This is a genomic window from Ensifer sp. R-19, assembly GCF_049905105.1.
In the GTDB taxonomy this organism is placed as follows: domain Bacteria; phylum Pseudomonadota; class Alphaproteobacteria; order Rhizobiales; family Rhizobiaceae; genus Ensifer.
In genome coordinates this window covers 2,236,655-2,262,012 of record NZ_CP184569.1, presented here as the reverse complement: position 1 = coordinate 2,262,012, position 25,358 = coordinate 2,236,655, and the positions used below count along the sequence as shown (strand labels likewise).

The window sequence follows — 25,358 nt, the reverse complement described above, 5'->3', positions numbered from 1 at the left end:
ACGATGGACGTCACGTTGATGAAACACCTTTCAGCCCGCAAGACGGCGGTGCTGGCGATCGTCATCGTCAGCTACCTGATGATCGTGCTCGATATCTCGATCGTGATCACCGGCCTGCCGAAGATTCGCGACGAGCTGCAGTTCAGCGACGCCGGGCTTTCCTGGGTGCACAGCGCCTATACGCTCGCCTTTGGCGGCTTCCTGCTGCTGGGCGCGCGGGCGGGCGACATTCTCGGCCGGCGTCGGCTGTTCATTGCCGGGCTTGCCATCTTCACAGCGGCCTCCGTCGTGATCGGGCTGGCACCGTCGCCGGAATGGCTGCTTGGCGCGCGCGCCGTGCAAGGCTTCGGCTCGGCGATCCTCGCCCCCGCCACGCTGGCGCTGATCCAGACGTATTTTTCCGAGGGACCTGAACGCACGCGGGCGGTCGCCTATTACAGTTCGGTCGCCGGCATCGGCGCGAGCTTCGGCATGGTGCTCGGCGGTCTGCTTGCCGGCTGGCTCAGCTGGCGGGTCGGTTTCTTCATCAACCTGCCGATCGGCATCGCCCTGATGCTCGCGGCGCACAAGTACGTCGGCGAAACGGAACGGCGCACGGGTGAATTCGACCTTGCGGGCGCCGTAAGCTCGACGCTCGGCATGACGGCGCTGGTCTATGGCATCGTCCGTTCGGCGGAGGAGGGGGCGTACGATCCGCTGACGCTCGCAGCGCTTGCCATGGGTCTTCTGCTTCTTGCCGTCTTCGTGGTCAACGAGCGTCGCGCCCGGCAGCCGATCATGCCGCTCCGGCTCTTTGCCAACCGCGAGAGGGTCGGCGCCTATCTGGCGCGTGTCCTGTTCCTCGCCGCGATGATCGGGTTCTTTTTCTTCTTCACCCAGTATCTGCAAGGTGTTCGGCACTTCGACCCCCTTGCCTCCGGCCTTGCCTTCATTCCGGCAACATCAGTCAATTTCGTTGCGGCGATCTTGGTTCCAAGGCTTAGCCCACGTTTCGGCAACCGCCGCCTGCTTGCCTTTGGCCTGATCTCCGCGCTGATCGGCATGGTCTCTATCAGCCAGATCTCGGCCGACACGTCCTTTCTCTTCGGCATGGCGCCGCCCTTGATGCTGATCGGGCTTGGCCAGGGCTTCACTCTGAGCCCGCTGACGGTCGCCGGCATTGCCGGTATCGCTCCCGGTGACGCGGGGGCGGCGGGCGGTGTGGTCAATGTCGCCCACCAGCTCGGCAACTCGCTCGGTCTCAGCGTGCTGGTCGCTGTCGCAGCACTCGGTGCCGATGGGCTTGATGGCAGCGCTCTGCTTGCCCATCGGGTCGATAATGTTCTCATCGGTTGCACGGTCCTGCTGGCGCTGGCGCTTGCCGTCGTCGCGCTGATCGTGCGGCCGCACAATGCAAAGCGGGTGGAGCGTCCGGCGATCGGACGGTCGGTCGCCTGCCAGAATTGCCGCTCGGTTTCCCCAGACCTCGCGGCCTGATCAAGGAGCAAGACAATGCAGAAACGTAGGCTAGGAAAAAGCGATCTCGAAGTCTCGGCCATCGGCTTTGGCTGCATGGGCCTCAGCTACGGTTATGGCCCGGCAACGGAGCGCAGTGAGGCGATCAGGCTGATCCGCGCGGCGCATGAACGCGGCGTGACCTTCTTCGACAGCGCCGAAGCCTATACCGGTAACGAGGATCTGGTCGGCGAGGCGCTGGCCCCGTTCCGCGGTGAGGTGGTGATCGCCACCAAGTTCGGCTTCGTCAACGGCGATGTCAGCCGGGGCATGGACAGCCGGCCGCAGCGCATCCGCGAGGTCGCCGAGACGGCATTGAAGCGTTTACGGACCGACCGCATCGACCTCTTCTACCAGCACCGCGTCGATCCCAATGTGCCGATCGAGGACGTCGCAGGCACGGTGAAAAAGCTGATCGCGGAAGGCAAGGTCGGCCATTTCGGCCTGTCGGAGGCGGGCGCCGATTCGATCCGCCGGGCGCATGCGGTTCAGCCGGTGACGGCGCTGCAGAGCGAATATTCGCTCTGGTGGCGGGAGCCGGAAACCGAAATCCTGCCGCTCCTCGAAGAGCTCGGCATCGGCTTTGTGCCCTTCAGTCCGCTTGGCAAGGGATTTTTGACAGGCGCGATCAACCAGAACACGACCTTCGACCAAAGCGATTTTCGCACGATCGTGCCGCGATTTTCGCCGGAGGCGCGCAGAGCCAATCAGGCGCTGGTTGATCTCTTGGGCGTGATTGCCGAGGCCAAGGGTGTGACGAAAGCGCAGATCGCGCTTTCCTGGCTGCTAGCGCAAAAGCCATGGATCGCGCCCATTCCCGGCACGACAAAGCTGCATCGGCTCGAGGAAAACCTCGGCGCTGCCGATGTCATTCTGACGGCCGAAGAGCTTGGCGACATCCAGGCGGCGCTCTCCGCCGTCGAGGTGCAGGGCGCGCGCTATCCGCAGCATCTGCAGCAGCGCGTTGGGAAGTAGGCGAACTCGACAGATATCCTTCCATCAGGCGCGTACTCTAGAGCGCCGCGCGTCTTCTCAGACACGCAAAGGCCGCTGTAGCACTTTGATTTTCTGTATGTTTTTGTCCTTTCGTCGACCGCGGCTAAGGGAAACATGCAGTAGCCTGCGCGCCTGATAGGCTTTCCGTTGACTGCAGCTTCCGGCACGATCGGGGAATCGAATGGCGGGAGGAACGCATGCGCTTGAACCAGGTGACTGTCACCATGCCGGACCTCGATGCCGGCTGGGATTTCTATCGCCGCCTCGGGCTCACGCCTATCGTCGACGCCCGGCCGCATTATGTTCGGTTTCTCTGCCCGGTTGGGGAGGCAACCTTTTCCCTGCACGAGGGAAACGCGACCGGCGGTGGCACGACCGTCTATTTCGAATGCGACGATCTGGATGTGACCGTCAACCGGCTGACCGAGGCCGGCATCGTCTTTGCGCATGCGCCCGTGGGCAAGAGCTGGTTGTGGCGAGAAGCCGAGCTATTCGATCCCGGCGGCAACCGCATCGTGCTCTATTTCGCAGGCGCGAACCGGATCGATCCGCCCTGGCGGCTGCCGCAAGACGCAGCGGTCAGGTGACGGCGCCCTCAAGAACAGCGCTGCGAGCGTTGCCGCTCAGCTCAGCGTGCACACACCATTGGCGCCGCCTTTGCCGGTGTAGGAGACGCTGGGTGAGCTGTCGGGATTGATGCCCAAGGAGATGGTGACGCCGGCACCGTGCGCCTCGTAATAGTTCTCGTTGAACACCTTGAGCTTGGCTTCCTTGCCGTTGATATAGACCCGGCCACCCTCATCGGCGTGGACCTCGATCTTGCCGGGGCAGGTGGCGTTGACGAGGGATCTTCGCTTCCGCCCCACCGGCGAAGGCCAGCGTCGGGAGAGCAATACCAAGAATGCGCAAGCCGGCTTTCATGTCGCTCTCCAGCGTGGGTTGCAGTGGCGTCGATGGCCAACCGGACGGGCTGCCGATGGAAGTCAAGCGCGGCCGAGCGTCATCAACCTGTCATCAATCCGATTGTTTTTTTGCGCTGCACAAGATAGAGGATTGCAGCCGAATTTTGTGCAAATGCCTTTTCGCGGAGCAGGGTCGTCGCCAGTCCCGAAGGCAGCGCACCAGCACCCTTAAGGGCAGGGCGCCGGCGCGGATTGGAGGGTCCGGACATGAAGACTTTCACCACGATTGCCGAACTGCGTGCAGCAATTGCCGAACATCGCCGGGCAGGCAAATCGGTCGGTTTCGTGCCGACCATGGGCTACCTGCATGTCGGCCACATGGAGCTGATGCGGCGTGCCCGCGAAGAAAACGACATCGTCGTCGCCAGCATCTTCGTCAATCCGCTGCAGTTTGGCGCCAACGAAGATCTCTCGAAATATCCGCGCGATCTCGCACGCGACCAAGCGATGCTGGAAGAGGGTAAGGTCGACTATCTCTTTGCGCCCGGTGTCTCCGATATGTATCCGCGGCCGATGGAAACGGTCGTCGACGTGCCGACGCTTGGCAGCGAGCTTGAAGGATCGGTCCGCCCCGGCCACTTCGCCGGCGTCGCCACCGTCGTCACCAAGCTCTTCAACATCGTCCAGCCGGACCGCGCCTATTTCGGCGAGAAGGATTTCCAGCAGTTGCAGATCATCCGCCGCATGGTCGATGACCTCGCCCAGCCGGTGACGGTCATCGGCGTGCCGACCGTGCGCGAGGCCGACGGGCTCGCCTGTTCGTCGCGCAATGTCTATCTGACGGCAGAGGAGCGCCGGGCTGCGGCGATCGTACCGAAGGCGCTGGACGAGGCGCAGCGCCTGGTGGCGTCGGGCGTCAGCGACGCGGCGGCGCTCGAAAATGCCGTCACCGAATTTCTGTCGAGCGAATCGCTGGCCAGGCCAGAGGTCGTGGCCGTGCGCGATCCCGAGACGCTCGAAACCATCGAGACGATCGGCGACCGGCCGGTGCTGCTCCTGCTCTTCGTTCGCTTCGGCACGACGAAGCTGCTCGACAACCGCGTGATCGCCCCGAAATCCGCGTCATTTGCAAAGGTTGCCTGACATGAGCGTCCAGACCGCCAAGCGTCGCCTGAGCCCCGCCAATATCGAAGCGCTGAAGGGCGAGCGCCCGATCGTCAGCCTCACGGCCTATACGACGCCGATCGCAAGGCTGCTTGATCCGCATGTCGATTTCCTGCTTGTCGGCGATTCCGTCGGCATGGTGCTTTACGGCCTCGACACGACGGTCGGCGTGACGCTCGAGATGATGATCGCCCATGGCCAGGCGGTGATGCGCGGCTCGGAGCGCGCCTGCGTCGTCATCGACATGCCCTTTGGCTCCTATCAGGAATCGAAGGAACAGGCGTTCCGCAGTGCTGCCCGCATCCTGAAGGAAACCGGCTGCAGCGCGGTGAAGCTCGAAGGCGGCGCGGAAATGGCCGAGACGGTCGAGTTCCTCGTCAGCCGCGGTATTCCGGTGCTCGGCCATGTCGGGCTGATGCCGCAGTTGGTCAACACGACCGGCGGCTATCGCTCCGTCGGCCGCAACGACAAGGAAGTGGCGAAGATCCGCCGCGACGCCAAGGCGATCGACGATGCCGGCGCCTTTGGCATCGTGATCGAGGGCACGGTCGAGCCGGTGGCGCGCGACATCACCGCGGAACTGCGCTCGCCGACGATCGGCATCGGCGCATCGCCCGCCTGCGACGGCCAGATCCTCGTCTCCGACGACATGCTCGGCCTTTTCAACGATTTCAAGCCGCGCTTCGTCAAACACTTCGCCGAGCTCGCGCCGGCGATCTCTAGGGCTGCCGAGGATTACGCGGCCGAGGTGAAGGCGCGCACCTTCCCGGGCATCGAGCACACGTTCCAGGTCAAGAAGTAGGACGCCCGTCCGGCACGGGCCCGTGAAACTGATAGACAAGATGCACCGGTTTTCCCGATCGGTGCGCCTTTTGTTCAAGCCTCGTTCGCCAAGGCATCATAAAATTCAATCAATGTATCAGCGCATTTGAGTTGTTGCCGGGGGCGCAAGCGCCTATCAGTCCGGCACCGGCCGCATGGCGCTTTCATCGCCTTGGCCGGCGGAGGTTTCCATGACAAAAGACGAATTCTGGGAAGGCGTGCGTGGCGGCTTTCCCATCATGCTGGCGGCGTCGCCCTTCGGCGCACTGTTCGGGGCGCTTGCGGTCGACAACGGCTTTACCATTGCCGATGCGGTGTTCATGAGCGCGACCGTTTATGCCGGCGCCAGCCAGATGGTCGGCATCGAGCTTTTCGGCAATCACGTCCAGCCCTGGTTGGTCGTGCTCTCGGTCTTTGCGGTCAACTTCCGCCACGTGCTCTATTCGGCCTCGATCGCCAAATATGTCCGGCACTTCACCTTCGAGCAGAAATTCCTGGCCTTCTTCCTGCTGGTCGATCCGCAATATGCCGAGACGGAGAAGCGCGGCGAGCGCGGCCTGCCGATCAGCTTTTCCTGGTATCTCGGCTTCGGCCTGGTGATCTACATTCCCTGGATCATCAACACGCTGGTCGGGGCGATCTTCGGGCAGATGATCGGTGATCCCAAGGCGATCGGCCTCGATGTGCTGCTGCCGGTCTACTTCATGGGGCTGGTCATGGGCTTCCGTAAGCGCGACCGGTTCCTGCCGATCGTCACCGTCTCGGCGCTTGCCTCGGTTGCGGGCATGCATTTCGTCGGCTCGCCCTGGCATGTGAGCATCGGGGCGCTCGCCGGCATCGTGCTTGCCGCCTGCCTGCCGCCGAGCGGGACGGCTGCCGCACCGACCGGCGTCGAGAAGGAGGCATGATCATGGACCCGCAACACCTCAACCTCATCTACCTGATCATTGCGGCTGCGGTCGCGACCTTCCTGACACGTGTCGGCGGCTACATCCTCATCACCCAGATGAAGCAGATCCCACCGCGGCTGGAAGCGGCGCTCAACGCCGTGCCGGCCGCCGTCCTGACGACGCTGGTGGCGCCAGCCTTCGTCTATGGCGGGCTCGACGTGACGATCGCCATGTTCATCGCCTTCGCCATCGCGCTCGGCCTCAACCTGTCGACCCTGCGCATGCTGGTAATCGGCTGGGTGGTGGTGATGCTGATCCGGCATGTGGTGATGTAGGGCGCCCGTCCGCGGCGCCCGTTTGGCTGCGCATGCATCCTGGATTATGATCCTTCCACTGCCGGAGAGGCACGACAAAGCCGCACGCGCCATCTGCGCTGCCTCTGCAAGGCGCGGCCTCCCGGCGGTGGAGGAGCGACCATGTTAACCAGGATCTCGATTGCCCTTTTGCTGGCGCTCGCGCCGGCAACCGCCTTTGCCAATCAATGCCCGACCATGATGGCTGCGATCGATGCGGCGATGCCGACGGCCTCTCTTTCCGAGGCCGACATGGCCAAGGTGAAGGAGCTGCGCGCGAAGGGTGAGGAACAGCACAAGGCCGGCGATCACGCCGCCTCCGAGGCGACGCTCGGCGAAGCGAAGAAGCTGTTGGGAATCTAAGCGCAGAGGCCTGGTTCTCCGGCCCATTGCCGCCCCTTGAGCCTCGTAGCAAAGAGGCGGCTGCGGGCGCGCAATGCCTGTTGCCTGGGCTCCCATTCAGGAGCCCAGGCGGAACGCCTGACTCAGCGTGAAAGCGCTTCCGTTGCGGCTTTCAGCCAGTCGCGGGTCTCGTCGCTGGTCAGCAGCGGCATCAGCTTTTCGCGCGTCTCGGCGTGATAGGCGTTCAGCCAATCGAGTTCCTCGTCCGTCAACAGCGCCGGCAATACCAGACGGCGGTCGATCGGGCAGTAGGTGATGGTGTCGAAGCCGAGCATCGGCAGGTCGCCGCCGTCCACCATCGTTGCCGGCTGCACCACCACGAGGTTTTCGATGCGGATGCCGAAGGCGCCAGGGCGGTAGTAGCCGGGCTCGTTGGAGAGGATCATGCCAGGAAGCAGCTCCTGGGTGGAAAGCCGGGCGATGCGCTGCGGGCCTTCATGCACCGAGAGATAGGAGCCGACGCCGTGGCCGGTGCCGTGGGCATAGTCGGCGCCCGCCTTCCAGAGCGCGATGCGGGCCAAGGGGTCGAGATCGACGCCGCGCGACCCCTTGGGGAAACGGGCTATGCTGATCGCGATCATGCCCTTCAGCACCAGGGTGAAGAAGCGCTTCTGCTCTTCGGGAACCGCGCCGATCGCGACCGTGCGGGTGATGTCGGTGGTGCCGTTGATGTATTGCGCGCCGGAATCGATCAGGAACATGGTGCCCGCTTCGATCGGCTGGTCGGTGGCGGTGGTGACGCGGTAGTGCATGATCGCCGCATGCGCGCCGGCGCCGGAGATCGTGTCGAAGGAGATGTCCTTGAGCGGGTTCTGCATGCGCTCGCCGACGGTGGCGCGGGCCGCTTCCAGCTGGTTGGTGGCGGCGATCTCGGTGACGGTTCCCGGCTGCTGGCTGTCGAGCCATGCCAGGAACTCGACCATGGCGGCGCCGTCCTGCAGGTGGGCGCGGGTCGAGCCGTCGATCTCGGCCTGGTTCTTCTGGGCACGTGGCAGGCGGGCGGGATCGACCGCTTCGACCACCTTGCCGCCCTTGGAGCGGATCAGCTCGGAGATGGCGAAGGAAGCGAGATCCGGATCGAGGATGACCGACGCGCCAGCGGCACCCAGCGCCCTCAGGCTATCGTCGAAGGTGGCGGGGGCGACGATGTCGGCGATCTGGGTGAGGTAGGCTTCCTGCTCGATGCCGGTCTTGCGCTTGTCGAGGAAGAGCTCGGCGCGGCCGTCGGCGTGGATAATGGCGCGTGCCAGCGGATGCGGCGTATGCGGCACGTCGCTGCCGCGGATGTTGAAGGCCCAGGCGACGGAGGAAGGATCCGTCAGCACCACCGCACTGGCGTCGGCCTTGGAAAGACCCGCCGCGATTCTTGCGATCTTGTCCTTGGCGAGTTCGCCGGCATGCTCGATCGGCTGGATGCTGACCTTGCCGAGCGGTGCCGCTGGACGGTTTGTCCAGATCCTGTCGAGCGGGTTGTGATCGAGGAAGACGAGCGCGCCGCCGATGATGGCCAGCGCCTTTTCCAGCCGGCGGACTTCGGCGCCGGTGTGCAGCCAGGGATCGATGCCAAGCTTGAAGCCCTTGGCTCCGTGGTTTTCCAGCCAGAGATGCGGCGGCTCGCCGATGAGGTCGCCGCCGGTGAAAACGCTGCCGTCGACCTGTTCTTTCAGCTGCGTGACGTAACGTCCGTCGACGAAGACAACCGCTTCACGCCGCGTGACGAGGGCAACGCCGGCGGAGCCGGTGAAGCCGGTCAGCCAGGACAGGCGCTCGGAGGAGGCGGGTACGTATTCGCCCTGGAACTCGTCGGCGCGGGGCACGAGAAAGCCGTCGATGCCGAGGGCCGCGAAGGACGCGCGCAGGGCCTCGGTGCGCTCCTTGCCGAATTGCGGCGTGGAGGTGACTTCAAAAGACTGAAACATGGGGGAATTCCGGTAGATTGAGCGGTAAACCGCGGGAAAGATGTGCAGCCATGTTAGCGGAAATCGCCCGTGCCGGGAAAGAGGCGATATCCTGCGATCCAGTACACAGTGACGCTTCTGGTTGCAGCTTGGCAGGAGAGCAATTGCCCATTTACCATACATATGCGCTCAGCGCATGGCACCCATGCTAAGAAGCCCCTTTCTCTATCGGAATGATAGTTTATAAGCCGCCTCAACGAACACGGACGAACATCCGGTGGTTCAAAAGACTGCGGTTCCGAGAATAGTTGGTCATTCTGTTCTCCTCCTCCCTCAAGGGTGGCCAGCTTCGGAACGGTAGACGCCCGCTCGAGCACTCCTCCTCCTCAGGCTCGCGGGCATGGTTGGCCACAAGCCAACCAGCAGGCGATGCCCCTGGCATCGCCTTTGTTTCGAAAGGCCGCCCGTCATGATAGACGAGGCGGCCTTTTCGTTTTTTCCTGGCTTGCTTCTGTCGCTGTCACGCCGATGCTCGCGGCATTTCTCGTGAAGCTTCTTGCATAGGCGCTGCGGCCAACAGCCGGCGCGGCAATCCGCATTTGCCCCTCACCCTAACCCTCTCCCCGCAGGCGGGGCGAGGGGACGTGCCCGATAGCGGCCGTCATGCGCTGGGGCTTTCGCTGCCGGTCGGGGCGCGGCTGAAAGCAGCCGCAACGAGTCGGAAGTTAACCGGTGGATGAAGCGGTGCGGCAGGTCCCTTCGCCCCGCATGCGGGGAGAAGGTTCCGGCAGGCGGATGAGGGGCAGCTTCAAGCGTCCGCGCCTACGCCTCACTTCTCCAAATGAATCGTCACCCAGCCGTTCCGCCAGATGGTGCGCACGTGGCGCAGGTGCTGGCCGTTGTAATGGGCAAGCACCTTCCAGCGCTGTTCGGCGAGAATGCCGGACAGGATCACCGAGCCGCCGGGGGCGAGATTGGCGACGAGCTGCGGCGCCATCTTCATCAGCGGGCGCGCGAGGATGTTGGCGATGATCAGATCGAACGGGCCGTTGGTGCTGAAGGCGGTCGAGTGGAAGCCGGGGGCGGTGGCAAAGGTCATGCCGGTGACGACGCCGTTGACCCGGGCGTTTTCTTCCGCGACGCGGGTGGCGATCGGGTCGATGTCGGTGGCAAGCACCGGCACGTGCATGAGCTTCCAGGCGGCGATCGCAAGCACGCCGCTGCCGGTGCCGAGATCGAGCACGTTGCGCACGGTGCGGGTGCGGGCAACCGTGGCGAGCACTTCGAGGCAGCCGGCTGTGGTGCCGTGATGGCCGGTGCCGAAGGCCTGGCCTGCGTCGATCTCGATGGCGATCTCGCCGGTCTTCACCTTGTCGCGGTCGTGCGAGCCGTGCACGACGAAGCGGCCGGCGCGCACCGGCGCCAGCCCCTCGAGCGACTTGGCGATCCAGTCGATATCCGGCAGCACTTCGCGCTCGATCGGGAGATGGGCGAAGTCTTCGGCCAGTGCGTCAGTGAGGCGTTCGTTCACGCTCTCCTCGTCGACTGCCATCATGTAGATCGAGGCTTCCCAGACGTCGCGCTTCTCGTCGACTTCCGTCGTGCCGATGGCAAAGTCCTCTTCGCCGAAGACTTCGCTCAGGCGGTCGAGCACGGCTTCCGCCTGCTTCTCGGTGGTGGTGACGAAAAGTCTGATCTCGCTCAAGGCCCTGTCCTTCGGCTGGGAAATCCGCCGCCCGCATCAAACCGTGGAGGGGTGCGCTAAGCGTCGGCAATCGTGCGCTGTGCGCTATCACGATTGCCCCGCAAACGCAAAGCGCCGGGCAGGGCCGGCGCTTGCAATCGATCGGTCAAGGGCGACGGTTAGCCCTTGGTCAGATTTTCCAGCTTCTTGACCGCCGTTTCCGGGTTTTCCTCATAGGCGATGGTGCCGGAGAAATGGCCGTTGGCGTCGAGCAGGAACACGGAGGCCGTGTGGTCCATCGTGTAGTCGCCGTTGGGCTGGGCAGCGTCGACCGGCACCTTCTTGGCGTAGACGCGGAAACCCTTGACCATCTCCATCACCTTGTCGGCCGGGCCGGAAATGCCGGTGATGCGCTTGGAAACGTTGGAGACGTACTGGCCGAGGATTTCGGGCGTGTCGCGCTCGGGATCGACGGTGATGAAATAGGCCTGCAGCTTGTTGCCTTCCGGGTCGACCTTTTCCAGCCAGCCGTTCAGTTCGAACAGCGTCGTCGGGCAGACTTCCGGGCAATGGGTGAAGCCGAAGAAAAGCGCGGTCGGCTTGCCGGTAAACGCCTTCTCGGTAATCTCCTTGCCGTCCTGCGAGACCAGCGTGAAGGGAACGCCGAAGGGGCCGGTGGCGGCCTCCTGCTTCGACTGGGTCATTTCATAGGTCAGCCACCCCAAGATGCCCGCCATGACGACGACGGCGGCCCAGAGGACGATGCGGATGGTTTTCATGCGTGCTACCGATTTTGTTGGGGCCGAAGACGGCCATGTCCGGTTGATCGGCCCTTGATACCGCCTTCACCGGGACCGCGCAAATGGGACAATTGCCGCAGGTTGTGGCCGGGTTGGGGCCGCGGAGGTGCTTTCAGCCCCTCATCCGGCCTGCCGGCCACCTTCTCCCCGCAGGCGGGGCGAAGGAACCGCGTGGCGCACCCTTGCTCCACAGTGATCCTTGGCGCTCTGACGCAGCGATCGTTCTCGTCCCCTCTCCCTGCATGCGGGGAGAGGGTTAGGGTGAGGGGTGGAGGCGGGCCTCGAAGCTGTCGGGCCGTCCTAGAAGCACCAGGAAAGGCCGGATTGGGCGAGCGCCAGGAAGATATCGGCGCCATTTTCGATCCAGCCGCGGAAGGCGAGCAGGAGCACAACCGCAATCGCAGCCGCAAGGCTTGCGGCAAGGGGAAGGCGGATCGAGCGCTGGGTCTTCGTGTTCATGGCGTCATCATAACAGCTGGCGCGGCAAGGGGAAGCCGGGCGATTTGCCGGGTGCGGCCGGAGGCGCGTTCCGGTCGGTGCAGGAAACGGTGGAAAACCGCGCCTGAGGTTCCATTCGATTGTGCCCGCAAATGCCGGGAAACCAGAGCTTGCAGCGCATATGCGCAAACATTGAAATAGCCGATTTCGCTGGGGATTGGGCGACCGCCTTAGCGAATGCTTAAGGTCTGTTTGACACTGTTTTTCCACGCGGTCGGAGTGTTCGTGCTCCGATATGACATGAGGTCAGCCAGCTTTATCGGCCCCGGTTTTCCGTATCGATCGTAGGAGGACTCCGCTTCACGCGGATCCGTGACCATGGACTCCCTATGACTGCCACATCTCCTTCCCTGAAACGCAATCTTTCCGTGAGCCAGCGGCTGGCGACGCTTGCCGGCGCCGCTTTTGTCGGTTTTGGCTCCGTGCTCGGGGTGGGCTGGTACCAGGGCAGCCAAGCCAATAACGCCTTGCAGGGCGCTGTCGCGGCGCAGAACGGCCTGACGACCGTCGATGAGGTCCATCTGGCGACGACCAATCTCGTGCTCAACGCGATGGATAGCATCATCGACAGAGAAGAGGGCGCGATCCAGCCGGCGCGGGCCGCCAGCATTGCCGAGATCCTGAAGCTGCTCGAAACGAAGTCCGTCGAGATCCAGGCGCTTGCCAAGCTCTTGGACCGCAGCGAGGTGCTTTCGACCTTCGACGCCGATGTCGCGGAACTGCGCAAGGCGATCGGCACCGACCTGAAGACGTTGATCGAAGGCAAGGCTTCGGCCGACGACTTCGGCAAGATCGATGATGCGATCGATGGCGCCGGCGAACGGGTCGCCACGGCTTTGGCCGGACTTTCCGAAGCGGCGACCGAGTTGGTGCAGACGCGCGTTGCCGAGGCGCGCACTGTGTCCGACCAGGCATTCCAGCTTCAGGTGGCGGCTGGGCTGCTGGCGATGGCCACACTGCTTTATCTGCTCTGGTTCCACGGCAGCACGCTCCGCGCCGGCATCCTCGGCCTACGCAACGGCATGCAGCGGATCCAGAACGGCGATCTTTCAACCAAGGTCGAGGCGCTCGACCGCGGCGACGAAATCGGCGCGATGGCGCGCTCGGTCGATCTCTTCCGTCTTTCGGCCATCGAGAAGCAATCGCTCGAACAGAGCGCCGCACTCAGCCGGCGGGAAATCGAGAAGGAACGCGAAGAGCAGCAGAGCGAGCGTGAGGAAGCGGTGCGCCGTATCCAGGCGGCGATCGACAATCTCGGCCGTGCGCTGACGCAGCTCGCCGATGGCGATCTTGCCGTGGCGATCGAGCGGCCCTTCGACGGCAATCTCGATCAGCTCCGCCAGAACTTCAACCAGACGGTCGAGCGGCTGCGCGTGGTGCTTTCGAGCGTCAAGGAGAATGCGCTCTCGATCGAATCGAACGGTCGCCAGATGCGCACGGCCGCCGACGATCTCGCGCGTCGCACCGAGCGGCAGGCCGCCTCGCTGGAGCAGACGTCGGCAGCCCTCGACGAAATCACCGTCACGGTCCGCACCGCGACCCAGCGCGCCGAAGAGGCAAGCCGCATGGTCGGCGAGACGCGCACCAATGCGGAGGAATCCGGCCGGATTGTCGGTGAGGCGATCGCCGCCATGGCGCGGATCGAAAGCGCCTCGAACGAGATCGGCAAGATCATCAACGTCATCGACGAGATTGCCTTCCAGACCAACCTTCTGGCGCTGAATGCCGGCGTTGAGGCGGCCCGCGCCGGTGAGGCCGGCAAGGGCTTTGCGGTCGTGGCGCAGGAAGTGCGCGAATTGGCGCAGCGCGCCGCCGGTGCCGCCAAGGATATCAAGGCGCTGGTCAGCCGCTCCGGCAACGAGGTCGGCAGCGGCGTCAAGCTCGTCCAGGCGACGGGCGAGGCGCTCGGCCGGATCGGCGCCGATGTCGCACGCATCAACGAACACATGACCTCGATCGTCATGGCTGCGCGCGAACAGTCGACCGGCCTCAACGAGATCAGCACCGCCGTCGGCCAGCTCGACCAGATGACGCAGCAGAATGCCGCCATGGTCGAGCAGACCAACGCGTCGAGCCACACGCTGGCGCAGGACGCCGAGCGCCTGACCGGCCTCGTCGGCCAGTTCCGCGAAGGCCACACGATGCAGCGCGCCATGCCCACCTTGGCGCCGGCCCCGGTGGCGCCGCCGGCAAGGGCGGCAATTGCTTCGGTGCAGACGAAAGCCCCTTCGGCTTCTGCCGTTCAACGGCCGGCCGCCAAGGGCACCGGCGAACCGGTGCCGCTGCGCAAGATCGGCACCGCCAAAATGGCCTCGTTTCCAACTCCATCTCCCGCAAAGGCCCTGATGGGCAAGCTGGCGGGCGCATTCGGCAACAAACCGGGCTCTGTGCCGTCGACGACGGCTTCCGGTGAAAACTGGGAAGAATTCTGATCATGACCAACGCACTCAAGCAGTCCGGTGCCTATCTCGAAATCGTGTCGTTCCATCTCGGCGACCAGGAATTCTGCATCGATATCATGGCGATCCGCGAAATCCGCGGCTGGGCGCCGGTGACGCCGATGCCGCACACGCCGCCTTACGTGCTCGGCCTCATCAACCTGCGCGGCGCGGTGATCCCGGTCATCGACATGGCCGCCCGCCTCGGCATGAAAATGACGGAGCCGTCGGAACGCTCGGCGATCATCGTCACCGACATTGCCGGCAAGCTCGTCGGCCTGCTGGTCGAGCAGGTCTCCGACATGATGACGATCAAGAGCGAAGCCCTGCAGCCGGCGCCTGAGATCATTCCGGAAGCGCAGCGCGCCTTCTGCCGCGGCATCGTCGCTTTGGAAAAGACGATGGTCTGCTTCCTCAACCTCGACACGGTCATTGCCGACGAGCTGGCCCAGGCCGCCTGAGTTCGACACCTGGCAGAATTGACGGGCACCCCGGCGGGATCTCCGCTGGGGTGTTTTTCGTTTCGGCAGGTAGTGGATCGCGCCGGTCAAATTAAACTTCGGCAATGATCTTCACGCTTGGGCGATACCATTGTGACAAATCGTCATGTGGCGAGCTGGAATACTTGTACTAACTTACCGTTGTTGCTGAGTGCCCGAACGGAGGCCGGGTGCTCGGTCCCGACAACAGGAGTTGGACTCATGACAATCTCTGTAAGGAAACTTGTAGCCGCGCTCTCCGTAACGATGTTGATGGCTGGCCCGGCTCTGGCTGATAGCTACTATCAGGGCATCGACGCCAACAATCCTCCCGGAACGCGGAACACGCAAAAGGCCATGCCGCTGATGAAGCGGCCCTCTGCCACGGTTGACACGATGTCGACGGGCAGCATCAACAGAACCTCCACACCGACCCCCGTCTATCGCGATCGTCAGCCTTTCGGCGGCTATCAGGGCGGTGACGGCGAATATTATCAGGGCATCGTCCCGCCGAACTCCTACTAGGGCAGCGGAAGTGGAATGGGGTGCTCCCAGACACTTCGCCCTGTTCCGCCCTGATGAGGTTTCGCGAGCGCCCGTGAAGGGGCGGGCGCTTCGCACTCTTGAGACGGATATCCTTGCAGGCTGACGCAGGCGGCAGGGGACCCTTACTGCGGCTTTCCGTTTTGCCAGGTCACCGTCTGGCCGTAGAGCGGAATGGTGCTGATCGACATCTTGGCCGAGCCGTCGGTCAATTCACGCGAATGCGCGAGATAGATCAGCGTATCGTTCTTCCGGTCGTAAATCCTTGTGACCAGCAGGTTCTTCCAGACAAGCGAAAGCCCTGAGCGAAACACTTCCTCGCCTTCCTTCGATAGCTCGATGTCGCCGATTTCGATCGGGCCGGTCTGCCGGCAGGCGATCGAGTTGTTCGATGGGTCCTCGAACCAGTTGCCGTTCTTCAGCCTGTCGATGACGCTGCGGTCGAAATAGGTGACGTGGCAGGTGACGCCCTTGATCTTCGGGTCGGTGACGGCATCGATCATGATATCGTTTCCGAGCCAGTCGACGCCGACCTCGCCGACCGTTTCGGCGCGGGCGGGCAGGGCGGTCACCGTAACGGCGGCGAGACCGGCAACGAAGAGAGCGCGAACAGCACGCAACATGGATGTCCTCCTGCAGCGACGCGCGTCACTGAGACGCGTGAGAGGCCGCCGTAGCGTTTCGAATGGCTGCATGTTTCGTCCGCGAACCGGTTGCGGTCCAAGGAGACATGCATTGGCCAAGCTCACATAGGTTCGGGAAGCGGCATTACAAGCCGCGGGGGTCAGTCAGCCGGTATCGCGCAGCAGCCGCGGCTCGAAGCTTCGGCTATCGGCGGCACGCATCTGTGCGGCTGCGGCCGCCAGCGCCCGCGCGCTCGCGTCCGGCTGGAAGCGGCCGGCAATCGTGCAGCGGTCGCGCCCGTCGGCCTTGGCATCGTAGAGCGCCATGTCGGCGCGGATCATGATGTCGCTGATCGTGTCGCCCGGGACAGCCTCGGCAAGACCGATGCTCACCGTCAGCCGGATCGGCCGATCGAAACGGCCGATCGGCGTGTCGCGCACCACGCGGCCGATCTCCTCGGCAAGCGTAAAAGCGGCATCTTCCGTACAATTGGGCAGGACAATGCCGAACTCTTCGCCGCCGATGCGCCCCAGCGTGCCGCGGCCGGTGAGACAGGTGGCGACGGTTCCGGCAAAATGGCCGAGGGCGGCATCGCCAACCGCATGGCCATAGCGATCGTTGATCTGCTTGAAGTAATCGAGATCGAGCAGCAGGAAGGATACCGGCTGTTGCCGCGCGAGACTGGTGGTGAGGGCGCGCTGGCCGAGATCGAGCAGGGCACGCCGTGACAGGACGCCCGTCAGCTCGTCGCGCGCGATCGTGGTCTTGAGCTCGGTGATCACCCGGTTCTGGATCATCAGGATCACGCCCAGGAACAGCGCAGGCAGGTGGAAGTAACGCATGACGGCGCAGGCGAAATCCCAGCTGACGGGTGCAGGCGAAACCGATGCGGTCGCGTGGACGGCGGGCGAAAACACGGTGACCGCGAGCAGCGTCGAGCAGCCGGTTGCCACGCAGGCGATGACGCAGAGCCGCTCTATCGGCCCGGGCGGCTGGCGCCGGTGCTGCGAACAGACGGCGATGATCAGCACGAAGGCGGCGGCAATGCCGATGACGGAGAGCGCATGCAAGGTGGTGCTCATGGCACCGAATGCGGCGATCAACAGCGCGACGAACGCCAGGGACGCGGCCGCGACGAGGGACGTCGAGGTGCGTCTTTGAACGCCGAGCGCGTGGTGAAAACCGCAAAGCACGAGCAGGCAGGCGCCGGCCAGGAACACGAGACCGATCAGGGACAGAGGCTGCAGCGTCGGAAACGCGGAGAGCATCATGAACAGGGTCGCGGCACTGGCCACCGCACAAGCCGCGGCGAAGTCCGTGCCGCCCTCGATCATCGAGGCCCGCAGCGTAATCAGGACCGGGAGCATCGCCAGGAGTGCGATGATCGATATGGCAGGGAGAAAGCTCATTTCGAAACGGCCTGTCGTGCTAAAGTCAACAAAGGCGGCTTGCGTCTCAGCCAGATATGCAAGGCCAATTGGTAGCGAGGGCGCCTTAACGAAACCCGGTGAAATCCGTTGCAATTTTACCGATTGGTCGGGATTGGCACGGTTGTTCACATGCGCACCCCGGCAACCGATAGATGGTGGATTGTCCCGGCCTTCAGGCGCGCCAGGATAAGAGACCCATGGATGTCCTTTGGCCGATGCCAGGGCCGCGCGAGACGACCTGGAAACCGGGCCTGACAGCAAACGCCGGACGGGGGGAACCCGAGCGGGTTTTCCTCATTCCGCGCCTGCGGGCCAAATTCCTCCTCGTCAACTGGATGGGGATCCGACCCGCGGTGACGGTGGAAACCTGGGAGAGATGAGGTGTTTACGGGAACATGGCTCTTCGAAGACAGGGCGGATGCCGGACGGCAGCTCGCCGAGACGATCGCGGGCGAGACGCTGATCGATCCGCTGCTGGTGGCGCTGCCGCGCGGCGGCGTGCCGGTTGCCTATGAGATCGCGGTTCGCATCGGCGCGCCGCTCGACATCCTGATCGTGCGCAAGATCGGCGCACCGGGGCACGCGGAATTCGGGCTCGGCGCGCTGGTCGACGGCGAGGAGCCTGAATTGGTTCTCAATCGCCAGGCGATCCGGCTTGTGCGTCCGGCAAAGGGCTATCTGGAGGCGGAAACCCAACGCCAGCATGCCGAAATCCTGCGGCGCCGTATCCTTTACTTCGGCGATCGCACGCCAATCTCACCCAGGGATCGCGACGTGATCCTCGTCGACGACGGAATTGCCACCGGCGGGACCGTGCGCGCGGCGATCAGGGCGTTGCGGCGGGCAAGCCCACGCCGCCTGATCCTTGCGGTTCCGGTGGCGCCGAAAAGCGAAATCGCCGAGCTGCGCAGCTCCGTCGACCTCGTCATCTGCCTCGCCACCCCCTTTGCCTTCCGCGCCGTCGGCCTGCACTACCGCGACTTCGAGCAGACGAGCGATGAGGAAGTGATCGCGTTGATGAAGAAGGCACGGCGGGAAGACGAGAGTTGAATGCGTCGACGCTGGCGCCTCGGTTGCCGTGAACGCCGAAACCCGTCCGAATAGTTGCATGAAGCGCGCTCACCCGTATTGCAACGGCAGGCCTCACGCGCCACATTCCCGGCGCGTGATGTTGGCGGAGTGGGCGCCGGAGGAGGCGACCCCGAGGAGAGATTATGGCCGCGAAGCTGGAAATTGGAAAGACGCTCGAGGATTTCTGTCGTCCGGAGCGCATGGCGCTGGTCGTCTACGACATGCAGGTGGGTATCACCAGGCAGATGAAGAATGGCGCCGAGATTACCGGCCAGGTGCTGAAGGTGCTGGATGCAGCGCGGGCAGGCGGCTTTCCGGTGATCTTCCTTCGGCACCTCTCAATGCCGAAGCCGCTGATGGGCGCCTTCCAGATGCGCCAGGCGATGGCGTGGCAGCGGACGGACGATCCGGATGCGGTGCATCCCTGGTTCCTGCGCGGCACGCCGGGCTTCGAGCTCGTGCCGGAGCTTGCGCCCCGCGAGGACGAGGCGATCCTCGACAAGATCACGTTCTCCGCCTTCGAGGGCACGCCGCTTGCCATGATCCTGCGTGATCTCGGGCTCACCTCCTTTGCGATTTGCGGCATCGCCACCGAAATCGGCATCGACCCGACCGTGCGCCACGCCACCGACCTTGGTCTCGTGCCGGTGGTGGTGCGCGACGCTTGCGGTGCAGGGCATCATGAGGCCGGCGAACGCTCGATGGAAAACATCGTCTTCATGGGCGATGCGATCATGACCGACGTTCAGGCGATCACGGCGGCGATGACCAAGGGGCGATGACCAGAGGGTAGGGCGGCAGTGCCGCTGCCGCCGCCTGTTCTATTCAACCCACTACGGAACCGGCAATGACCGAAAACCTCCGCATCCGCCCGATAACCAGAGCTGACTATGAGCAATGGCTGCCGCTCTGGGATGGCTACAACGCCTTTTACGGCCGATCCGGCGAAACCGCGCTCGACCCCGCGATCACTGCGATGACCTGGTCGCGCTTCTTCGATGCCTATGCGCCTGTTCATGCGCTGGTGGCCGAGAGCGAGGGGCGGCTGATTGGGCTCACCCATTACCTCTTTCACCGCAGCACGACGGCGATCCAGCCGAATTGTTATCTGCAGGACCTCTTCACCAACACGCAGGCACGCGGAAAGGGCGTCGGGCGGGCACTGATCGAGGGCGTCTACGAGGCGGCGCGGGCGGCCGGCTCGCCACGGGTCTATTGGCAGACGCACGAGACCAACGAGACGGCGATGGCGCTCTACGACAAGGTGGCGGAGAAGTCGGGATTTATCGTCTATCGCAAGATGGTTTGAGGCGCTTACGGCGCGTCGCGATCTTTTCGCACGACGTTATCGCAAAACTGCTGCGCACGGCGCGGCAAAGCGGTGTGCGGCACCTCACATATCCGCCTTTGCGAGGTTGCCGACTTCGTTTGTACCGGCGCTCGGCAACTGCATGGTCCAGATTTCGGTCAAGCCGAAGCCCTTGATGTCTTCATGGCCCGAGCATTCGAATTGGAAGTGCTCGTTCAGGCGCCGCCTGATCTCCGCGGTCGTCGTGATGCAGCCGGGCTTGCCGATCGCTTCCAGGCGCGCGGCGAGGTTCACCGGCGCCCCCCAGACGTCGTAGGCGTATTTCGTTCGCCCAAGCACGCCGGCCGTCACCGATCCCGACGCCATGCCGGCGCGAAGCCTCAGCACGACATCGTAGCGTTCGCCGATCTCGCGGGCAGCGGCGATGGCGCGGAAGCCGAACGCGGCGGCCGCCTTCTCGGGGGCGGGGTGTCGGGCGGGCACGCCGGCCACCGCAAGATAGGCATCGCCAATGGTCTTGATCTTCTCAACACCGACCGCCGCCGCCAGCCGATCGAATTCGCTGAAGAGTTCGTTGAGCAGGCTCACGGTCCTTTCCGGTCCCAGGCTGTTTGACAGGCTCACGAACTGGACGATGTCGGTCAGGACCACGGTCGCGTGCTCGAATTCGTTGATGATCGTTTCCCGCTCATTCCTCAGCAGGCGCGCCACGATCTCGTCCGGCATGATCGACGCCATGAGGCGGGCCAGCCGCCCTTGTGCTTCTCTCGCCAAGTGGAAGGCATAGTAGATCGTGGCGAAGCACATGAGGGTGAGGGTGACGATCGATGAGGAATAGATGAGCTGCAGGAAGCCGCTGGCGTCATAGACGCCTGACCGCGCCTCCGGGAACGCGATGGATGCCGCGATGACCGTGATCGTGGCCGTGGCGCTCAAGACCGCCACCAGGGCGACGTTCTGGAACCCAAGGATCGCGAAGGCGACCGGCGTTGCGCCGAGCAGCGTCAAAAGCACGCCGGAGTCTCTGCCGACATAGGAGGCGATCCACACGAGGATCACGACGCAGATCCCGAATTCCCAAAGCCCTGATGCCACGCGCCCGAACCGATGAAAGAGGGGCGTCAGCGCGGCGGCCGCCGCCAGAGCGAGATTGGCATAGACGAGCGGGACCAGACTTGGTTCGCCGTGGAGTGCGTAGATGAGAGCAAAGCCCGTGGTGGTGACGACGATCACGCACGCCGCGACATTCGCAACGAGAATGCCTTCGCGGTCATCCTCGGCAGCATTTGAAGCGCCTACCTCCAGCAGGCCGCGAACAGCGCTCGTCCAGGACATGTCTCCATCCACTTCGCGTCGAGGGAGATCGGTGCAAGGTTTCGTTCAAACGCGAGAATTGTGCCTGCAATTATTAGTACACTTCGCCGGTCGACGCCATGAGATCGCCGGTTGCGCGGTCACCGGGGAATGCACGTGAGGAGGGCTCTGACCTCCTCACACCTTCTCGACAAACCCATCCAGCACGCGCTTCTGGCCGGCGCGGTCGAAATCGATGGTGAGCTTGTTGCCTTCGATCGCAGCGATGTTGCCGTTGCCGAACTTCATGTGGAAGACGCGGTCGCCGACCGAGAAGCGTGAAGGTTCCGTGGCCGTGGATTTCGCCACCAGCTCGCCGTCGATCGTGCGGCCGCGCGGGCCGCTTTCGCCGTAGCCGATGCGCTCGACCGCGTGGCCGGAGCGGGTGCCCCAGTTGTCGCGGGTGGCGTCCGAGCGGTGCTGCTGGGCGCGCTTCCAGCCGGGGGTGGAGTAGGTGTTCTGGAAGGGATCGGCCTTGTCGAAGCGTGACTGGCCGTAACCGCCGCGGCCATAGCCGCCATAGGATTGCTCGCTCTCGGCCACGTCGACATGGGCGAGCGGCAGCTCTTCGAGGAAGCGCGAGGGCAGCGTCGATTGCCAAAGGCCGTGGATGCGACGGTTGGAGACGAACCAAATGTGGCAGCGGTGCTTGGCACGGGTGATGCCGACATAGGCAAGGCGCCGTTCTTCTTCCAGGCCGGAGCGGCCGCCTTCGTCGAGCGCTCGCTGGTGCGGGAAGAGGCCTTCCTCCCAGCCGGGCAGGAACACCGTGTCGAACTCCAGCCCCTTGGCCGAGTGCAGCGTCATGATCGACACGGCGTCGAGGTTTTCGTTCTGCTCGGCATCCATGACGAGGGCGACGTGTTCGAGGAAGCCACGCAGGCTCTCGAAGGCTTCCATCGAGCGGATGAGTTCCTTGAGGTTTTCCAGCCGTCCGGGGGCCTCGGCCGACTTGTCGTTCTGCCACATGGCGGTATAGCCGCTCTCGTCGAGGATCTGCTCGGCAAGCTCGGTGTGCACGGTGGTTTCCAGCAGGCTCTGCCAGCGGCGGAAATCGGTGACGACGTCGAAGAGGGCTTTCCGCGCCCTCGGCTTCAACTCGTCGGTCTCGATGATGTCACTGGCGGCAGCCAGCATCGGGATATCGCGAGCGCGGGCATAGTCGTGCAGGGTGCGCACGGTGGTGTCACCGAGGCCACGCTTCGGCGTGTTGACGATGCGCTCGAAGGCGAGGTCGTCGGCCGGCTGGCAGACGAGGCGGAAATAGGCCATCGCATCGCGGATTTCGAGGCGCTCGTAGAAGCGCGGGCCGCCGATGACGCGGTAGTTGAGGCCAAGCGTGACGAAGCGGTCTTCGAACTCGCGCATCTGGAACGATGCGCGCACCAGGATCGCCATGTCGTTGAGCTTGTGGCTCTTGCGCTGCAGCTGTTCGATTTCCTCGCCGACGGCGCGGGCCTCCTCTTCGGAATCCCAGGCGGCGTGCACCTGCACCTTCTCATCATCCGGATCGGTGCGGTCGGTAAAGAGCGTCTTGCCGAGACGGCCCTCATTGTGGGCGATCAGGTGGCCGGCGGCACCGAGGATGTGCTCGGTCGAGCGATAGTTGCGCTCGAGCTTGATGACCTTGGCGCCCGGGAAATCCTTCTCGAAGCGCAGGATGTTGTCCACTTCCGCGCCGCGCCAACCATAGATCGACTGGTCGTCGTCGCCGACGCAGCAGACATTCTGCGGAACGCCCTTCGGCCGCTGGGCCAAGAGCCGCAGCCACATGTACTGCGCCGTGTTGGTATCCTGGTACTCGTCGACGAGGATGTAGCGGAACTTGTCGTGATAATCCTTCAGCACGTCCGCATGGTTACGGAAAATGCGGATCGGGTGCAGGAGCAGATCGCCGAAGTCGCAGGCGTTCAGTGTCAGCAGCCGGTTCTGGTAGGCGGCGTAGAGTTCGCGGCCCTTGCCGTTGGCAAAGGCGCGGGCGTCACCCTCAGGGATCTGCGCGGGATCGAGGCCCTTGTTCTTCCAGCCGTCGATCATGCCGGCGAACTGCTTGGCCGGCCAGCGCTTGTCGTCGATGCCTTCGGCCTGGATGAGCTGCTTGATCAGCCGCACCACGTCATCGGTGTCGAGAATTGTGAAATCGGAGCGCAGGCCGACAAGCTCGGCGTGGCGGCGGAGCAGCTTGACGCCGATCGAGTGGAAGGTGCCGAGCCAGGGCATGCCTTCGACCGCATGGCCGACGAGCACGCCGATGCGCTCCTTCATCTCGCGCGCCGCCTTGTTGGTGAAGGTCACCGCAAGGATTTGCGAAGGGAAGGCGCGGTTGGTCGAAAGGATGTGGGCGATGCGGGTCGTCAGCACGCGGGTCTTGCCGGTGCCGGCACCGGCAAGCACGAGCACGGGACCGTCAAGCGTTTCGACCGCCTCGGCCTGTTCCGGGTTGAGGCCGGAGAGATAATCCGGGCGCGGCTGGGCGCGATCGCGCGCAGCCATGGCGCGCGCGGCAATACCGCCGGCGGCGGGGATACCTCCGGGGGCTGGCGGCTGCTTGCGCGGCGCCGGCTCCTCGTCGAAGAAAGGAATGTCGTCGAAACCACTCATCATGCGGCTCAATGTAGTGATTCGGTGGGGAAAGGCCAGAAAGGATGTTCTTCTTTTATTCCGTTTTCTGCGCCAGCCGCACCAAGCCTGTGGAAAGACAGGCGATTTCGAGACCGCTTATTCTTGGTCGCACGTTTTGATTTGTCGCATGTCGTATCGCAAAACCGCTGCGCACTTTTGCTCGGTATGCTTTATCCCGCCGTCTTATCAAAGACGGTATCGACCGGGACCTGCAGCGCCGTCGCAAGCTGGTTGGTGCGGGCGGCGAGCGAGATCACCCGCAAGAGGTCCGCGTGCTCGGCATCGCTCAGGCCCTTCGCCCTTGCCGCGGCCGTATGGGAATGGGCGCAGTAGCCGCAGCCATTGCTGACGGAAACGGCGATATAGAGCATCTCCTTCACCAGCGGATCGAGCGCAGAAGGCGTTGCCATCACCGCCTTGACGTCGCGCCAGGTCTGCTCCAGCAGATCCGGGTCGAAGGCGAGCCACAGCCACATATTGTTGATGAAATCGGATTTGCGCGTGGCGCGGATATCGTCGAACACGGCTTTGACGCGCGGATCGGTTTCCGGGTTCTTCGGCGGAGTAACGGTGCTCATGGTCTTCCCTGCATGGCGTTGCCGGCGGCGGCCTTGCGCCGCCGGATTGAAGAATATGGATCAAACAAGGGCGAAGACGCGCGCCGGGCCGCCGGTGCCGCCGCGATGCTTCGGCGCGCCGAGAATGAGCGTCGCACCCTTGGCCGGCAGCTTGTCGAGATTGGCGGCAGCCTCCAGCCCCCAGCGGCCCGCGGGCAGCCAGGCATAATGCGTGGCGAAATCCGGTGAGGGGCCATGGTCGAGCGACAGCGTGTCGACGGCAATGCCGGCGGCCTTGCTCTCCTCGATGAGATACTTCGCCGCCTCGGCGTGAAAGCCGGGGAAGTGCAACTTGCCGCCGCCATCGGCATTGCGGAATTTCTCCGTGCCCATATGCGCGCCCCAGCCCGAAAGCATGGCGACGCAGGCGTTTTCCGGGATCTCGCCATTGGCGGCGACCCAGGCCTTGAGGTCGTCGGGCGTCACCTGCGCATCGGCGTCGGCCGTTGCCTTCTCGCGGATATCGACGATGCAGAGCGGCACGACGAGCTTTTCCACCGGCAGCTCGGCGACCGACAGGCCATCGGCGGAGAAGTGCAGGGGCGCATCGACATGGGTGCCGGTGTGTTCGTTTATGCGCAGTTCGAACAGATTGAACTTTTCTTTGGCGTAGCTGAACTTTTGCTCGCGGAAGAACTGCTGCTGGCCGAAGAAGGTCGGGAAATCCTCGTGCAGTTCGTGGGTCAAGTCCGTGACGCTACTATGTCCCTGAGCCAATGCCGGGGGTGCTGCACCGACGCTCGCGGCGGCGAGGCTGGCGGTTCCAACTGCAGCGGCTTTGAAGAAGCTGCGGCGCGACAGCATGCGCGCCTTCACCGTTTCCATCACACAGGCATCGCACATCGTTCTTGCTCTCCTTCAAGAAACTTGAAAACCAGACGGCGAAACCGCTCGAAAAAGCGGCCGGCGGTTGCAGGATAGCGCGGCCGACGCCGCTGTAAATGCCGGCCTATGCAGCAAGGTGCGGTT

25 protein-coding genes are annotated in these 25,358 nt (G+C 63.9%); 14 read left to right on the top strand and 11 right to left on the bottom strand.

Annotated features, from left to right (window positions below):
- The first annotated feature begins 18 nt into the window (after positions 1-18).
- From ACN9MO_RS11165 to ACN9MO_RS11155, 3 genes are all read left to right on the top strand, one after another.
- Complete coding sequence (locus ACN9MO_RS11165; RefSeq protein ID WP_113133025.1) at positions 19-1,476, top strand: MFS transporter; 1,458 nt, start codon at positions 19-21, stop codon at positions 1,474-1,476.
- 15 nt (positions 1,477-1,491) lie between these two features.
- A complete protein-coding gene (locus tag ACN9MO_RS11160; protein WP_112994798.1) occupies positions 1,492-2,469 on the top strand; it encodes an aldo/keto reductase in 978 nt (325 codons plus the stop codon).
- A 218-nt stretch (positions 2,470-2,687) separates the two neighbouring features.
- On the top strand, positions 2,688-3,077 hold the full coding sequence (locus ACN9MO_RS11155) for a VOC family protein (RefSeq protein ID WP_058321252.1): 390 nt from the start codon (positions 2,688-2,690) through the stop codon (positions 3,075-3,077).
- A gap of 36 nt (positions 3,078-3,113) precedes the next feature.
- Here the strand turns inward: ACN9MO_RS11155 and ACN9MO_RS11150 are convergent, their stop codons facing one another.
- Positions 3,114-3,389: a hypothetical protein gene (locus tag ACN9MO_RS11150; RefSeq protein ID WP_058321253.1), complete on the bottom strand. Its 276-nt coding sequence runs from the start codon at positions 3,387-3,389 to the stop codon at positions 3,114-3,116.
- A 270-nt stretch (positions 3,390-3,659) separates the two neighbouring features.
- Here ACN9MO_RS11150 and panC point away from each other — a divergent pair, with 270 nt between their 5' ends.
- From panC to ACN9MO_RS11125, 5 genes are all read left to right on the top strand, one after another.
- Positions 3,660-4,535 carry a pantoate--beta-alanine ligase gene (gene panC / locus ACN9MO_RS11145; protein ID WP_093233702.1) on the top strand — a complete coding sequence of 292 codons (876 nt, stop codon included), beginning with the start codon at positions 3,660-3,662 and terminating at the stop codon, positions 4,533-4,535.
- 1 nt (position 4,536) lies between these two features.
- On the top strand, positions 4,537-5,358 hold the full coding sequence (panB, locus tag ACN9MO_RS11140; RefSeq protein ID WP_057253510.1) for a 3-methyl-2-oxobutanoate hydroxymethyltransferase: 822 nt from the start codon (positions 4,537-4,539) through the stop codon (positions 5,356-5,358).
- A gap of 211 nt (positions 5,359-5,569) precedes the next feature.
- Positions 5,570-6,286: an AzlC family ABC transporter permease gene (locus ACN9MO_RS11135; protein WP_113132988.1), complete on the top strand. Its 717-nt coding sequence runs from the start codon at positions 5,570-5,572 to the stop codon at positions 6,284-6,286.
- 2 nt (positions 6,287-6,288) lie between these two features.
- On the top strand, positions 6,289-6,603 hold the full coding sequence (locus ACN9MO_RS11130) for an AzlD family protein (RefSeq protein ID WP_058321312.1): 315 nt from the start codon (positions 6,289-6,291) through the stop codon (positions 6,601-6,603).
- A gap of 141 nt (positions 6,604-6,744) precedes the next feature.
- On the top strand, positions 6,745-6,984 hold the full coding sequence (locus tag ACN9MO_RS11125; RefSeq protein WP_112994800.1) for a hypothetical protein: 240 nt from the start codon (positions 6,745-6,747) through the stop codon (positions 6,982-6,984).
- Positions 6,985-7,106: 122 nt separating this feature from the next.
- On the opposite strand, the gene ACN9MO_RS11120 is transcribed toward ACN9MO_RS11125, so the two are convergent.
- The 4 genes from ACN9MO_RS11120 to ACN9MO_RS11105 all read right to left on the bottom strand — a co-directional run bounded on the left by ACN9MO_RS11120 (position 7,107) and on the right by ACN9MO_RS11105 (position 11,864).
- Positions 7,107-8,942 (bottom strand): aminopeptidase P family protein, encoded by a 1,836-nt coding sequence (locus ACN9MO_RS11120; protein WP_113132987.1) that lies wholly within the window; start codon positions 8,940-8,942, stop codon positions 7,107-7,109.
- Positions 8,943-9,750: 808 nt separating this feature from the next.
- Positions 9,751-10,626 (bottom strand): 50S ribosomal protein L11 methyltransferase, encoded by an 876-nt coding sequence (locus tag ACN9MO_RS11115; protein WP_058326743.1) that lies wholly within the window; start codon positions 10,624-10,626, stop codon positions 9,751-9,753.
- 158 nt (positions 10,627-10,784) lie between these two features.
- On the bottom strand, positions 10,785-11,384 hold the full coding sequence (locus ACN9MO_RS11110) for an SCO family protein (RefSeq protein ID WP_057253523.1): 600 nt from the start codon (positions 11,382-11,384) through the stop codon (positions 10,785-10,787).
- Between the two features lie 321 nt (positions 11,385-11,705).
- Positions 11,706-11,864 (bottom strand): hypothetical protein, encoded by a 159-nt coding sequence (locus ACN9MO_RS11105; RefSeq protein WP_197417268.1) that lies wholly within the window; start codon positions 11,862-11,864, stop codon positions 11,706-11,708.
- Between the two features lie 368 nt (positions 11,865-12,232).
- Between ACN9MO_RS11105 and ACN9MO_RS11100 the strand changes: the two genes are divergently transcribed.
- From ACN9MO_RS11100 to ACN9MO_RS11090, 3 genes are all read left to right on the top strand, one after another.
- Positions 12,233-14,335, top strand: a complete 2,103-nt coding sequence (locus ACN9MO_RS11100; RefSeq protein ID WP_113134003.1) for a methyl-accepting chemotaxis protein — start codon at positions 12,233-12,235, stop codon at positions 14,333-14,335.
- A 2-nt stretch (positions 14,336-14,337) separates the two neighbouring features.
- Positions 14,338-14,802 (top strand): chemotaxis protein CheW, encoded by a 465-nt coding sequence (locus tag ACN9MO_RS11095; protein ID WP_057253527.1) that lies wholly within the window; start codon positions 14,338-14,340, stop codon positions 14,800-14,802.
- A gap of 240 nt (positions 14,803-15,042) precedes the next feature.
- Positions 15,043-15,345, top strand: coding sequence for a hypothetical protein (locus ACN9MO_RS11090; RefSeq protein ID WP_082616023.1), 303 nt, complete (start codon positions 15,043-15,045; stop codon positions 15,343-15,345).
- 143 nt (positions 15,346-15,488) lie between these two features.
- Here ACN9MO_RS11090 and ACN9MO_RS11085 read toward each other — a convergent pair whose 3' ends face one another.
- Both ACN9MO_RS11085 and ACN9MO_RS11080 read right to left on the bottom strand, forming a co-directional pair.
- Positions 15,489-15,986 (bottom strand): CreA family protein, encoded by a 498-nt coding sequence (locus tag ACN9MO_RS11085; RefSeq protein ID WP_112946575.1) that lies wholly within the window; start codon positions 15,984-15,986, stop codon positions 15,489-15,491.
- A gap of 165 nt (positions 15,987-16,151) precedes the next feature.
- A complete protein-coding gene (locus ACN9MO_RS11080) occupies positions 16,152-17,396 on the bottom strand; it encodes a diguanylate cyclase domain-containing protein (RefSeq protein ID WP_425984859.1) in 1,245 nt (414 codons plus the stop codon).
- 402 nt (positions 17,397-17,798) lie between these two features.
- Between ACN9MO_RS11080 and ACN9MO_RS11075 the strand changes: the two genes are divergently transcribed.
- The 3 genes from ACN9MO_RS11075 (at position 17,799) to ACN9MO_RS11065 (ending at position 19,797) form a co-directional block, all read left to right on the top strand.
- A complete protein-coding gene (locus ACN9MO_RS11075) occupies positions 17,799-18,467 on the top strand; it encodes a phosphoribosyltransferase (RefSeq protein WP_112994804.1) in 669 nt (222 codons plus the stop codon).
- A 164-nt stretch (positions 18,468-18,631) separates the two neighbouring features.
- Positions 18,632-19,270, top strand: a complete 639-nt coding sequence (locus tag ACN9MO_RS11070; protein WP_113134002.1) for a cysteine hydrolase family protein — start codon at positions 18,632-18,634, stop codon at positions 19,268-19,270.
- 65 nt (positions 19,271-19,335) lie between these two features.
- Positions 19,336-19,797: a GNAT family N-acetyltransferase gene (locus tag ACN9MO_RS11065; RefSeq protein WP_112994805.1), complete on the top strand. Its 462-nt coding sequence runs from the start codon at positions 19,336-19,338 to the stop codon at positions 19,795-19,797.
- Positions 19,798-19,881: 84 nt separating this feature from the next.
- On the opposite strand, the gene ACN9MO_RS11060 is transcribed toward ACN9MO_RS11065, so the two are convergent.
- From ACN9MO_RS11060 to ACN9MO_RS11045, 4 genes are all read right to left on the bottom strand, one after another.
- Complete coding sequence (locus ACN9MO_RS11060; RefSeq protein WP_425984853.1) at positions 19,882-21,132, bottom strand: adenylate/guanylate cyclase domain-containing protein; 1,251 nt, start codon at positions 21,130-21,132, stop codon at positions 19,882-19,884.
- A 156-nt stretch (positions 21,133-21,288) separates the two neighbouring features.
- On the bottom strand, positions 21,289-23,754 hold the full coding sequence (locus tag ACN9MO_RS11055; RefSeq protein ID WP_113132883.1) for a UvrD-helicase domain-containing protein: 2,466 nt from the start codon (positions 23,752-23,754) through the stop codon (positions 21,289-21,291).
- Between the two features lie 188 nt (positions 23,755-23,942).
- Positions 23,943-24,350: a carboxymuconolactone decarboxylase family protein gene (locus ACN9MO_RS11050; protein ID WP_112994808.1), complete on the bottom strand. Its 408-nt coding sequence runs from the start codon at positions 24,348-24,350 to the stop codon at positions 23,943-23,945.
- A 60-nt stretch (positions 24,351-24,410) separates the two neighbouring features.
- Positions 24,411-25,232 (bottom strand): cyclase family protein, encoded by an 822-nt coding sequence (locus ACN9MO_RS11045; protein ID WP_113132884.1) that lies wholly within the window; start codon positions 25,230-25,232, stop codon positions 24,411-24,413.
- Positions 25,233-25,358 lie beyond the last annotated feature (126 nt).

Bases quoted from the DNA above. Each gene is read 5' to 3' on its own strand.
- ACN9MO_RS11160 (WP_112994798.1), top strand. From the start codon at position 1,492: ATGCAGAAACGTAGGCTAGGAAAAAGCGATCTCGAAGTCTCGGCCATC.
- ACN9MO_RS11065 (WP_112994805.1), top strand. From the start codon at position 19,336: ATGACCGAAAACCTCCGCATCCGCCCGATAACCAGAGCTGACTATGAG.
- ACN9MO_RS11095 (WP_057253527.1), top strand. From the start codon at position 14,338: ATGACCAACGCACTCAAGCAGTCCGGTGCCTATCTCGAAATCGTGTCG.
- ACN9MO_RS11090 (WP_082616023.1), top strand. From the start codon at position 15,043: ATGACAATCTCTGTAAGGAAACTTGTAGCCGCGCTCTCCGTAACGATG.
- ACN9MO_RS11130 (WP_058321312.1), top strand. From the start codon at position 6,289: ATGGACCCGCAACACCTCAACCTCATCTACCTGATCATTGCGGCTGCG.
- ACN9MO_RS11155 (WP_058321252.1), top strand. From the start codon at position 2,688: ATGCGCTTGAACCAGGTGACTGTCACCATGCCGGACCTCGATGCCGGC.
- panB (WP_057253510.1), top strand. From the start codon at position 4,537: ATGAGCGTCCAGACCGCCAAGCGTCGCCTGAGCCCCGCCAATATCGAA.
- panC (WP_093233702.1), top strand. From the start codon at position 3,660: ATGAAGACTTTCACCACGATTGCCGAACTGCGTGCAGCAATTGCCGAA.
- ACN9MO_RS11120 (WP_113132987.1), bottom strand. From the start codon at position 8,942: ATGTTTCAGTCTTTTGAAGTCACCTCCACGCCGCAATTCGGCAAGGAG.
- ACN9MO_RS11060 (WP_425984853.1), bottom strand. From the start codon at position 21,132: ATGTCCTGGACGAGCGCTGTTCGCGGCCTGCTGGAGGTAGGCGCTTCA.
- ACN9MO_RS11055 (WP_113132883.1), bottom strand. From the start codon at position 23,754: ATGATGAGTGGTTTCGACGACATTCCTTTCTTCGACGAGGAGCCGGCG.
- ACN9MO_RS11100 (WP_113134003.1), top strand. From the start codon at position 12,233: ATGACTGCCACATCTCCTTCCCTGAAACGCAATCTTTCCGTGAGCCAG.
- ACN9MO_RS11135 (WP_113132988.1), top strand. From the start codon at position 5,570: ATGACAAAAGACGAATTCTGGGAAGGCGTGCGTGGCGGCTTTCCCATC.
- ACN9MO_RS11125 (WP_112994800.1), top strand. From the start codon at position 6,745: ATGTTAACCAGGATCTCGATTGCCCTTTTGCTGGCGCTCGCGCCGGCA.
- ACN9MO_RS11070 (WP_113134002.1), top strand. From the start codon at position 18,632: ATGGCCGCGAAGCTGGAAATTGGAAAGACGCTCGAGGATTTCTGTCGT.
- ACN9MO_RS11080 (WP_425984859.1), bottom strand. From the start codon at position 17,396: ATGAGCTTTCTCCCTGCCATATCGATCATCGCACTCCTGGCGATGCTC.
- ACN9MO_RS11105 (WP_197417268.1), bottom strand. From the start codon at position 11,864: ATGAACACGAAGACCCAGCGCTCGATCCGCCTTCCCCTTGCCGCAAGC.
- ACN9MO_RS11165 (WP_113133025.1), top strand. From the start codon at position 19: ATGAAACACCTTTCAGCCCGCAAGACGGCGGTGCTGGCGATCGTCATC.
- ACN9MO_RS11110 (WP_057253523.1), bottom strand. From the start codon at position 11,384: ATGAAAACCATCCGCATCGTCCTCTGGGCCGCCGTCGTCGTCATGGCG.
- ACN9MO_RS11050 (WP_112994808.1), bottom strand. From the start codon at position 24,350: ATGAGCACCGTTACTCCGCCGAAGAACCCGGAAACCGATCCGCGCGTC.
- ACN9MO_RS11085 (WP_112946575.1), bottom strand. From the start codon at position 15,986: ATGTTGCGTGCTGTTCGCGCTCTCTTCGTTGCCGGTCTCGCCGCCGTT.
- ACN9MO_RS11045 (WP_113132884.1), bottom strand. From the start codon at position 25,232: ATGTGCGATGCCTGTGTGATGGAAACGGTGAAGGCGCGCATGCTGTCG.